The following is an 11,052-nucleotide window of genomic DNA, read 5'->3' as shown; positions in this document are numbered from 1 at the left end:
ACAACGACAGAAGCTCCTACAACAACAGAAGCTCCTACAACAACAGAAGCTCCTACAACGACAGAAGCTCCTACAACGACAGAAGCTCCTACAACAACAGAAGCTCCTACAACAACAGAAGCTCCTACAACGACAGAAGCTCCTACAACGACAGAAGCTCCTACAACAACAGAAGCTCCTACAACAACAGAAGCTCCTACAACGACAGAAGCTCCTACAACAACAGAAGCTCCTACAACAACTCCAGAAGTTCCAGATAACCAAGGAAATGGTTCAGGCGAAACAACTACAACTACAACAACTCCAGAAGTTCCAGGTAACCCAGGAAACGGAGATGGAAATGGTTCAGGTGGAACAACTACAACTACAACTACAACAACTCCAGAAGTTCCAGGTAACCCAGGAAACGGAGATGGTGCTGGTAGAACAACTACAACTCCAGAACCAGGTCGTTCAACTACAACAGAAGAAGGACCAACTCTTCCATTTACTGGTGAAGCTACAAGCCTAGTACTTGTATTGGCAGGTGTGGTAATCTTGTCAGGTACTGTAGTAATGAAACGTAAATTTTCTAAATAATATTAGATAAATTACTTTAGAGAGGAGAGAGCATTGCTCTCTCCTTTTTTAAATGTTAAAATGATGGAGTAGATTAAAGATTCTATTCTTGCTCCATAAAGCGAGAATATCTTCTATCACAAGCTCATAAAGCCAATTCTGAGAAATTGATAGCAGCTAGCGAAGAGAAGATTGGCTAAAAACATAGAGGAGAAATCAATAATGAAAAATTGGTTGATATATTGGCAGGAATTGAAGAAAAAATATCCTAAGGGAGTCCTTTATGTTAGCAGTGCCTTACTACCGATGACAATCATGCTGGTGGTATGGTTTTTCATGGGGAGTTATCCTTTTGGAAATAAAAGTTTAATGACCATTGTCTTTGATCAGCAGTATATTAGTTTTTATGTATTGCTAAAGAATGCCATTCTATCTGGTGATTTAAGCAGTCTGACATACTCTTTTACCAAATCTATCGGTGGAGATATGAGTGGAGTATTGGGGTATTACTTAATGAGCCCCTTCAATATTATTTACGTTCTTCTGCCTTTAAAATATATAGGGTTGTCTGTTTTTCTAACTATCTGGCTCAGATATGGAGCCTTTGGATTGGCTTTCGCGCACCTCTTGATAAAACGTTATAAGAGTGCAGAGTCAAAAAGATGGATGGTTCCCTTGTTTGCGACAGCTTATGCCCTGTCGGGAATGTTGGTATCCTACCAAATGAATGTTATCTTTTATGATGCCATGTTTATGCTTCCTCTCGTCATCCTATATTTAGAGCAGTTATTAGATGGTGAAGCGGCCTATCCCTATGCCTTTGTACTAGGTTTAACGGTTTTTCTTCAATTTTATATGGGTTATATGATTTCTCTATTTGTGATTTTGTATGCCTGCTATTATCTTTCACCACGTCTTTCTATCGATGGGACATGGAAAGTAAGACTAAAATATTACCTCCAACCCTTATGGGATGTCTTTCTCTACTCTATACTAGGGGTTGCGACAGCCTCAATATTATTAGTTCCCGTATTTTTCAACTTGCTTGAAAGTAAGGGACAAGCAGGAGGAGCCATGACATTTTCCATGGCTTTTCAGATTAACCCCTTAGACATTCTATCCAAACTAACTATCGGGGGCTTTGATGCACAATCAGGTTGGGAAACTGGACCAAATCTACCAAATATCTATATTGGTGCTCTCGGATTTATCGGCTTTATCTTGTACTTCGTATCAAGAAAGATAGTCAAAGAAAGAAGATGGGCTGCTGGAGTGGTTACTCTGATCTTCTTTACCTCCTTTGTAAATGAATTTGTCAGTAAGATTTGGCATATGGGACAAAACCCTGCTGGATTCTTTTTCCGTTTTTCATGGCTATTCTCTTTCTTTATGCTGCTGCTATCCTATCAAGCATTAAAAGAGAAATTTAAAATCTCGCGCCGGGGAAAATTGCTCTCAGTTGTAGCCCTAGTCTTGTCAGCAATCTACCTCTACACCAAAGACTTTACCTATCTACCAAAGAAACAACCTGAAGCTCTAACTCAGTTTATCAATGGCCATTTTATTGAATTTGTGATATTGGTTGTAATAGCTACAGCTGCAGGATTTTATCTATACCGGAAACGCTCTACCAAGTCTCAGAAAGAAAAGGAAAGGGTATTGGTGATTGCGACTGGATTTGTGGTGGTATTGGTTTTATTGTTACAAACAGGTTATCTCTTTACTCGTGTAGTCTTAACTCTACTTATTTACTTAGCTGTGCTGGCCTTATTACGTCCGCGAATGATTCGTTTAGCTCTTGTCTTGTTATCAACTCTGACAATATTTGAGCTAGGTTACAATGCTTATCTATCGCAAGTGACCTTTAGTTATGCAAATGTTGATAGATTTGTGGATGGGACAGTCTCTGTTAAACGTGTGACGGATAACATCCAAGAAAATGCAGATCAGCCTTTCTATCGAATTGCGACGACCTTTGCCTATTCTCGCACAGCGCCATCTCTTATAGGCTATCCAGGTTTGAGTGCTTTTAGTTCGAGTTTGGAGAGATCTACTATGAATCACTTTGCTTATATGGGTGATCAAGGGATCAATGAAGCAACTGAATATGAGAATGGAACTCCTCTGACTGATGCTTTATATGGAATTCGCTATTACATGGATATTAAAGATATCGATCAAAAGGAGAGAGACAGCCATCCTGATAGAATGTACTTTTACCGTTTTGCCAGTCGTTTTGATATGAATCGTTACTTCACTGAAAAAGTCTATGAAGATGAACGCTATCTAGTTTATAAAAATCCGAATTCATTCCCGATTGCTTTTGGGGTAAATGAGTTGGTTCGAAATACTGAACTTGATTTCAATGACGCTGTAAAAAACCAAAATAAGATTCTCAACTCTATGGAGGGTATTAAAAAAGGCCAGGAGAATTACGTTGATTACTTCAAGCCCCTAGCTTTTGGTGCAATTGAAACTGAAAATCTAGTGGCAGAAGATGTCAATAAAGAAAAGGGTACGGCGATCTATAAGCGTGAAGATTCCAGTAAGGAAGCAATTGTTCGTTATCGCATTACTCCTCAAACGGACTTGACCTATTACTTCTTTGCGCCCGATTCTCTCAACTATGAGACTGATTATTCAATCTTATTAAATGGGCAATGGTTTACTCATTCCAAGAAAAATATGCAACGTCAACTGTGGCAGATTGCTGATAATTCAGCAGGAAAAGAATCTGTCTTAGAGTTTCGCTTTAGATCAGATAAGGTAGACATCTCGCATGTAGGGCTTTATCGTTTAGACGTTGATCAAATCCAGAAAGTTCTAGAAAAGAGAAAAGCTCAAGGTTTACAAGTTGAGAAGTTTTCAAATACTCATATCGTTGGATCAGTTGATATCACCGATGATAGTCAGTTTATGCTGACTTCGATTCCCTATAGTGCTGGTTGGAAAGTAAAAGTGGATGGAAAAGATGTTCCGACATCAAAAACTTGGAATAGTCTCTTGTCCTTCCCGATTACTTCTGGGCAACATAAAGTTGAATTTGTATTCTCACAAAAAGGTACTTTGCTTGGACTCATACTAAGCTTGATAAGTATCACAATCTTATACATAGATAGAAAATATAATCAAAAGAAAGCTAAGCTTACCTCTCAAGATAAAAAAACTGAGGAAGGATGATTTTCTTCAAGCTAAGCTAAAAACAAGGTCAGGAGTACAATCCTGACCTTTTTATTTTGCAAAATGACAAAAATCTTAAACTTTTTGACAAAAATACTTGTCAAAAATAAAAAGATGTGTTACAATAAAATCAAGATAAAGAACAAAGGAGAAAAAAGACATGCTAAAAAATCGTCTAAAAGAGCTTCGGGCTCGCGATGGCCTGAATCAAACAGAGCTGGCCAAACTAGCTGGCGTGTCCAGGCAAACTATCAGCTTGCTTGAGCGGGATGAGTACACGCCATCCATCGTCATTGCCCTGAAGATTGCTCAGATATTCCATGAGCCAGTCGAGTCAGTCTTTCGCTTAGAGGAGGATGAGTGATGAACAAGTATAAAGTGATTTATTATCTATCTATAGTTGTGTTTATCGTAAATCTTTTGGCTATGATTGGAAGCCTATTTGGTTGGTTTACCATCGTAGAAGGCAAGTACCTCTTCTGGAATAATATAGTGCTACTATTAGTCTTTAGATGGGTAGAGAAAAAAATAAAGTTTAAAGAACTCGTAAAAGGAGAAAAGTTATGAAAGAGTTTTTAGCAGGTTTTCAAGTCGATACTGAGAACAAAGAACTTGCCGGTGTTTGTGCAGGTTTAGGAAACTATTTTAACATTCAAGCCAACATTGTTCGTTTGGTGACAGTCTTCTTGTTTCTCTCTTCGACGGAGATTGGGATTATAACCGTGACTCTCTATGCTTATCTAGCAGGTTGGCTTGGGAATGAGCCCTTGGGAGATGGAGCGAAGAAAGCAAGAAACCAAGCTATTCTCTTACTTGTTGTTTGTTTGCTTTTGGTGTCGCTTGGAGCAGAAGGTTTGACAGCTATTTTTGAATCGGGGAAATCCTTTGGTCAATGGTTGTCTGGCTTGTTTTAGAAAGAGGTTAAAATATGGAAAAGAATCACATAATTTTTGCACTGAAACTTTTTATTATAGGAGCTTTATTAGGAATACTTGCCGGAGCTCTTGGAGTTAAACCTTTAGGTATTAGTCAAGAGCAAGTAATCCCTGTCTTGTTCTCAATCTTTTTTGGTCTAGGGCTGATTACGGCAATCCTAACATTTTATTTCACTAGAAAAAGTCATCAGGCTTATCAGAATTATCAACGAGAAGAAGAGGATGAAGGAAATGAGCAAGACTACCTTGCTACGTATCGCTTCTTAGATTATGCTACAGTAGCTTGGAATGTTTCCCAAATTAGTATGCTATTCTGTATGCTTTTAGACTTAGGAAGATTCGGCATATCAGCAACATCCTTACTTTTGATAGTTGTAAGTATTTGGTCGGGTGTTTACTGCCTAAAAATCACTAGCAAGATTCGTAACTATAAACTTTCTGTTATGGCCACACCCAAGGAAGTTTTGGAATACCTCGATACTTATGATGAGGGAGAAAAACAGGCTGAGATGGAAGAAGCTTACTTGATCTTGTTCAAGGTCAATCAGCTCATCATACCAGGTATCTATATTGTTTTAGTAGTTCTATCTATGGTATTAGGACAAGTACAGTTGGTTGCTCTGCTGGTGGCAGTTGTCATCCATTTGTACACGAATGTTGCACAGTTGCGAAAAACAAAACGTTATTTCAAATAGGAGAATCTTATGAAAACACTTAAAAATATTGGCTGGTATAGTCTTACTTTCTTATCCTTTATTATGATTTATAGTTTTATTCAGGGTGTAGGTGTGGCAGCGATGAAGTTGGGAGCACCTGACTACGTTTTTGTCCCGGTATATGTCTTATTGGCAGGAATTTTTACCTTTGTTACCTACAAGTGGTATAAGACAGGAACCGTTACGATTGAAAAAACAGCCCTCAACAAATACATCTGGTTGCCTGCCTTGGTATGGGCCCTTGTCATTGTTGCAGAAAACTTTTTACCAAATGATCCGTCAGTCAATCAACAGTTGGTAGAAGAATTGACTCATAATCAACCTCTCTTCTCTTTCTTTATGGTGGTTGTCTTTGCACCCCTGACAGAAGAATTAACCTTTAGAGGTATGCTAGCTCGCTATGTCTTCCCTCAACAGGATAATGTCAAGCAAACAGTTCTCTTTCTTCTTGTAAGTAGTATCATTTTTGCTCTCGTTCATTTCCCTGGCACTCCACAACAATTCCTAGTTTATGCTTCACTTGGCTTTAGCTTGGGCTTAGCTTATATCAGCAAAGGTGGTCTAGCTTATAGTATAGCCCTACATGCTTTGAATAATTTAATCGCATTTTTAATGATAGTCATGCTATAATAGACTCAGGAGGAAGTCATGAAACGAGTGATATTATTAGCAGTGATTCAGGCAGTCGTTCTCTTCTTTATCATTGGAGTGCTTGCCTATGCTTTAAAAGGGGATTTCTTTTATAATTATCTAGCAGTAATCTTCGCACCAATCGCAGGTATTATGCGATTTGCGACGGCTTATGTGACAGAAATTGTCCTACCAAAGAAGACAGAAGAGATTGCTGAAAAGCGTAAAAAATAAAGAAATACTAAATCCAGCGAATAACTTTGCTGGATTTTTTCATTTATGAGAGGATTCTCTCAACTTTTCTGATGATTTTCATGAAGAGCCTGCGCTTTTATGGTAAAATAGTAACAGAATAAAATAGGAGAGAAAACATGAAACGTAGTATGTATGCTGGTCGTGTTCGTGAGGAGCACATCGGACAAGAAATTACCTTGAAAGGCTGGGTTGCTCGTCGTCGTGACCTTGGTGGTTTGATCTTTATCGACCTTCGTGACCGTGAAGGAATCATGCAATTGGTCATCAATCCTGAAAAAGTATCAGCAGAGGTGATGGCAACAGCTGAAAGCCTTCGTAGTGAATTTGTCATCGAGGTGACTGGACAAGTTGCAGCACGTGAGCAGGCCAATGATAAATTGGCGACTGGAGCGGTTGAACTGAATGTAACGGCTCTTACTGTTCTTAATACAGCCAAAACAACACCATTTGAAATCAAGGATGGCATTGAAGCAAACGATGATACGCGTCTACGTTACCGTTACCTTGACCTTCGTCGTCCAGAAATGTTGGAAAATCTTAAACTTCGTGCCAAGGTAACGCATTCTATCCGTAACTACTTGGATGAGTTGGAATTTATCGATGTGGAAACACCATTCCTTTCTAAGTCAACACCAGAAGGGGCGCGTGACTATTTGGTGCCATCTCGTGTCAATAAAGGGCATTTTTACGCACTTCCTCAAAGTCCGCAGATTACAAAACAGTTGTTGATGAATGCTGGATTTGACCGTTACTACCAAATCGTCAAATGTTTCCGCGATGAAGACTTGCGTGGTGACCGTCAGCCAGAGTTTACTCAGGTCGACTTGGAAACGTCATTCCTGACTGAGCAAGAAATTCAAGACATTACAGAAGGCTTGATTGCGCGCGTCATGAAAGAAACCAAGGGGATTGAAGTGACGCTTCCTTTCCCACGGATGAAGTACGATGATGCCATGGCTCTTTATGGTTCTGATAAACCTGACACTCGTTTTGACATGTTGCTTCAAGACTTGACAGATCTTGTCAAGGGTGTAGACTTCAAAGTCTTCTCAGAAGCTCCTGCGGTTAAAGCCATCGTCGTCAAAGGTGCTGCAGATAACTACTCACGTAAAGACATCGACAAGATGACAGAAGTAGCCAAGCAGTATGGGGCCAAAGGTCTTGCTTGGGTCAAGGTTGTTGACGGTGAATTAAATGGTCCAGTTGCTAAGTTCTTGACTGGCATTCAATCAAACTTGACAGCAGCGCTTGGTCTTGAAGATAAGGATTTGGTTCTCTTTGTAGCAGATACGCTTGAAGTAGCTAATGCAACTCTTGGTGCCCTTCGTGGACGTATTGCGAAGGAACTAGGCTTGATTGATAACGATAAGTTTAACTTCCTTTGGGTTGTTGACTGGCCAATGTTTGAATGGTCTGAGGAAGAAGGTCGTTATATGAGTGCCCACCATCCATTCACTCTTCCTCAAGCAGACACTGCTCATGAGCTTGAAGGTGATTTGGCTAAGGTTCGTGCCATTGCCTACGACATCGTCTTGAACGGTTATGAACTTGGTGGTGGTAGCCTTCGTATTAACCAAAAAGAACTCCAAGAACGTATGTTCAAAGCTCTTGGCTTCTCAGCAGAAGAAGCCAATGACCAGTTTGGCTTCCTTTTGGAAGCTATGGACTATGGATTCCCACCACACGGTGGTTTGGCTATTGGACTTGACCGCTTTGTCATGCTCCTAGCAGGGGAAGATAACATCCGTGAAGTCATTGCCTTTCCTAAGAACAACAAGGCGACAGATCCAATGACACAAGCGCCATCAACAGTAGCTCTTAAACAACTAGAAGAACTCAATCTACAAGTAGAACAAGATGAAACAAACGAAACTAACTAAAAAGTGGCACTATTATCTACGCCGCTTTGCTCATCGGGTGAAGATTTTACGTGTCTTACAAGGGATTTCTAAAGAAAAATACGATGAAAAAATTTCAGCTTCTCTGGTATATGGTTTTCTATCAGCAGTAGCCGTTAATTTCTTCTTCCAACCAGGGCACGTTTATTCAAGTGGAGCAACAGGTTTGGCTCAGATTATCTCAAGCCTTAGTAACTACTGGTTTAATTTCCATATTCCAATTTCTGTAGCTTTCTATTGTATCAATATACCGCTCATGATTTTAGCTTGGCGCCAAATTGGGCATAAGTTCACGATATTTACCTTTATCACGGTATCCATGAGCTCGCTCTTTATCCAGTTTGTGCCAGTGGTGGTCTTGACAGAGGATCCCATCATCAATGCTCTCTTTGGTGGGGTAGTCATGGGACTTGGAATCGGCTTTGCCTTACGCCATAACATTTCCAGTGGTGGAACGGATATTGTCAGCCTTACTATTCGTAAGAAGACAGGACGAAACGTCGGAAGCATCTCTTTTCTAGTGAACGGGACAATCATGCTGATTGCTGGTTTGACCTTTGGTTGGAAATATGCCCTCTATTCTATGATTACCATCTTTGTCTCAAGTCGTGTAACAGACGCAGTTTTCACCAAACAAAAACGCATGCAGGCTATGATTGTTACTAGTAATCCAGATGCAGTTCTTGAGAAAATTCATCATAAATTGCACCGTGGTGCGACCATGATTCACGATGCTGAAGGGACTTATAACCACGAGCGTAAGGCAGTTTTGATAACGGTTATCACTCGTGCAGAGTTTAATGATTTTAAACTAATCATGAAACAAGTTGATCCGACAGCCTTTGTATCTGTCTCAGAAAATGTTCATATTCTTGGACGATTTGTCGAAGTTGAAAACTAGTTGTTCAGGTAAATAGAATACAAAAAAACCAACTCAAAATAGAGAGTTGGTTTTTATTTTTCAACGATTTCGTGTGCAATTACTTGTCGATAGCAGATTTGACGATTTTCCTTGACATCATTAATGATTTGCAGAATGGTTTCAAATGAAGTTCGGCCAAGAGCAAGACTATTGATATCAACATAGGCAGCTAGATTCAATCTTGGATTCACCGAATCAAAGCTGAGAACCGGAACATCAAGCTGGTGTTCGTTGAGGTAGTTACAGACACCTTCAGCTAAGAGACTATCGGTTGTAATAATAGCATCGGTCTGAGGGTCGTGTTTAAAGAGTTGTTTACTAAAGTTATAGCCCTTTTCTTCTAGAAACTCGTCTGCAAAGAAGGTACGGTGACTATCAAGAGGCAGATTGTGTTCTTGAAGTGCTTGCTCGTAACCTGTTAGACGATCCTGGGTAACGAAGAGCTTCTTGGTACCACCAATGAAAGCAATGCGACTGCATCCTTTTTTGATGAAATATTCGGTCGCATCAAATCCGGCTTGGATGTTATCATTATCAACAAGTGGAATAAAAGGGGAAAGTGATTTTCCAAGGATGAGGAAGGGAAATTGCTCATCGGCAACTAATTGCACCAAGGGATCATTCTCTTGGGCATACAAGAAGATAAGTCCATCCACACGCTTTCCGTAGACCATTTGTGAAATGGCGTTTAAACGCTCTTTTTCGTCTTTTCCGGTTGCAATCTGGATGGCATAGTGGTTTTCTGAGGCAACTTGTGCAATCCCTCTCAGAACAGAAGGAAAGAAGGGGTTTTGATAGAAAGCATCAGAGTCGTCTGGAAGAACCAAACCAATGACCTGGGTGTAGCTGCTAACTAAGCTTCTCGCATTGAGATTGGGATGGTAGTTGAGTTCTTTCATTGCCTTGCGAACTCGTTTTTTTGTCTCATCGCTAATGGTTGATTTGTTTTGAATAACACGGGTTACGGTTGAGGGTGAAACCCCTGCAGCCTTGGCCACGTCTTTAATCGTAACAGGCATAATAATCTCCTACTTTTGGTAGTCTGGATCACGATAATGAGTCTTGTAAAAGATAGTGACCAGGTATAGAACAAATAAAATGTTTTGAACAGTAATTAAAGTTGCCATATTCTGTCCTAAAAGACCTAGAATCAGTGTAATTAAAGTTGGCAATCCTAAACAGTTCAAAATAAAATGATAGCACTCTTTATAGGTCTTGAATGAGAAGAGACGTGATTTTTTCGTAAAGTAGAGCAAAAGGCTCGCACCTAAAGCTACAATGAAAAAATTAAGTCCAAAGAGGAAACTAGCACCTAAGACCAGGAAGAGGCTGATATAGACACGGTTCTGTTGATACCAGTCTTTAGAAATGGCCTGAGTCAAGCTCTCCTTGTTTTGAAAACTTTCAGTCGTGATAGCGTGATAGCGAATGCTGGTTAGTTCTTTTCCTTGCTTACTGATGGCGAGATTCTCGGGTTCAAAGCTAAGGAGCAATTCCTCAGGGAAACTTGAACTAGAAGTATCTCCAATTTGAACAGAAGCTTGATGAGGAGTTGAACCCGTATAGCTTAGTTTACCATCTACAATCTTGGCGTTCTTAGCTAGATCCTGAACGACTTCGTCCGTCAATGGAGCATAGACATCATCGATGAACGTCTCTAAAGGATAGGTTTCCTGAGAACTGTTCTGGATAGCAATAGGCACCATGGATAAGCTAATCAAGAAAATACTGGTAAAAATCAGTTGAAACCAGTTTAGACCAAAACGATGAGAGAGGGGCTTACGAAATCCCCAAATACTATTAAAATAAGAAAACGGATATGGTAACATAAATCTCTTTCTATAGGCATTTTTCTATACGAGTATTATATAGAGAAATGGGTTTTATTTCAAGCGGGGATAGTAGAATCCTTGGTAAAAGTGAATGTTTGTTAACATCTGTTCACGAACAAACAAGAA

12 protein-coding genes are annotated in these 11,052 nt (G+C 39.8%); 10 read left to right on the top strand and 2 right to left on the bottom strand.

What is annotated here, in order from left to right; all coding sequences use genetic code 11:
- The 10 genes from TZ94_RS02785 to TZ94_RS02740 all read left to right on the top strand — a co-directional run.
- Positions 1-579, top strand: a 579-nt coding sequence (locus tag TZ94_RS02785; RefSeq protein ID WP_045613906.1) for an LPXTG cell wall anchor domain-containing protein, incomplete at its 5' end; no start/stop codon positions are given.
- A gap of 201 nt (positions 580-780) precedes the next feature.
- The gene (pgfM1, locus tag TZ94_RS02780) at positions 781-3,738 is read left to right on the top strand and encodes a glycosyltransferase PgfM1 (RefSeq protein WP_045613905.1); all 2,958 of its coding nucleotides are present in this window, start codon (positions 781-783) and stop codon (positions 3,736-3,738) included.
- A gap of 160 nt (positions 3,739-3,898) precedes the next feature.
- Entirely contained in the window at positions 3,899-4,102 is a 204-nt protein-coding gene (locus TZ94_RS02775; protein WP_000916944.1) for a helix-turn-helix transcriptional regulator, read from the top strand.
- The gene (locus TZ94_RS02770) at positions 4,102-4,305 is read left to right on the top strand and encodes a hypothetical protein (protein WP_006149605.1); all 204 of its coding nucleotides are present in this window, start codon (positions 4,102-4,104) and stop codon (positions 4,303-4,305) included. The genes TZ94_RS02775 and TZ94_RS02770 overlap by 1 nt, the downstream gene beginning before the upstream one ends.
- Positions 4,302-4,652, top strand: coding sequence for a PspC domain-containing protein (locus TZ94_RS02765; RefSeq protein WP_045613903.1), 351 nt, complete (start codon positions 4,302-4,304; stop codon positions 4,650-4,652). Before TZ94_RS02770 ends, TZ94_RS02765 begins: the two co-directional genes overlap by 4 nt.
- A gap of 14 nt (positions 4,653-4,666) precedes the next feature.
- Complete coding sequence (locus TZ94_RS02760) at positions 4,667-5,368, top strand: DUF3169 family protein (RefSeq protein ID WP_045613900.1); 702 nt, start codon at positions 4,667-4,669, stop codon at positions 5,366-5,368.
- Positions 5,369-5,377: 9 nt separating this feature from the next.
- Complete coding sequence (locus TZ94_RS02755) at positions 5,378-6,019, top strand: CPBP family intramembrane glutamic endopeptidase (protein ID WP_045613899.1); 642 nt, start codon at positions 5,378-5,380, stop codon at positions 6,017-6,019.
- Between the two features lie 18 nt (positions 6,020-6,037).
- Positions 6,038-6,253 carry a hypothetical protein gene (locus TZ94_RS02750; RefSeq protein WP_045613898.1) on the top strand — a complete coding sequence of 72 codons (216 nt, stop codon included), beginning with the start codon at positions 6,038-6,040 and terminating at the stop codon, positions 6,251-6,253.
- A gap of 137 nt (positions 6,254-6,390) precedes the next feature.
- Positions 6,391-8,154 carry an aspartate--tRNA ligase gene (gene aspS / locus TZ94_RS02745; RefSeq protein WP_045613897.1) on the top strand — a complete coding sequence of 588 codons (1,764 nt, stop codon included), beginning with the start codon at positions 6,391-6,393 and terminating at the stop codon, positions 8,152-8,154.
- Positions 8,132-9,073, top strand: coding sequence for a YitT family protein (locus TZ94_RS02740; RefSeq protein ID WP_045613895.1), 942 nt, complete (start codon positions 8,132-8,134; stop codon positions 9,071-9,073). The genes aspS and TZ94_RS02740 overlap by 23 nt, the downstream gene beginning before the upstream one ends.
- Positions 9,074-9,126: 53 nt before the next feature.
- On the opposite strand, the gene TZ94_RS02735 is transcribed toward TZ94_RS02740, so the two are convergent.
- On the bottom strand, positions 9,127-10,113 hold the full coding sequence (locus TZ94_RS02735) for a LacI family DNA-binding transcriptional regulator (RefSeq protein WP_045613890.1): 987 nt from the start codon (positions 10,111-10,113) through the stop codon (positions 9,127-9,129).
- 9 nt (positions 10,114-10,122) lie between these two features.
- Positions 10,123-10,923 carry a DUF1189 family protein gene (locus TZ94_RS02730; RefSeq protein WP_045613888.1) on the bottom strand — a complete coding sequence of 267 codons (801 nt, stop codon included), beginning with the start codon at positions 10,921-10,923 and terminating at the stop codon, positions 10,123-10,125.
- Between the last annotated feature and the right edge of the window lie 129 nt (positions 10,924-11,052).

It is taken from the genome of Streptococcus infantis (assembly GCF_000960085.1).
In the GTDB taxonomy this organism is placed as follows: domain Bacteria; phylum Bacillota; class Bacilli; order Lactobacillales; family Streptococcaceae; genus Streptococcus; species Streptococcus infantis_C.
This window is presented reverse-complemented; position numbering and strand designations above follow the sequence as displayed.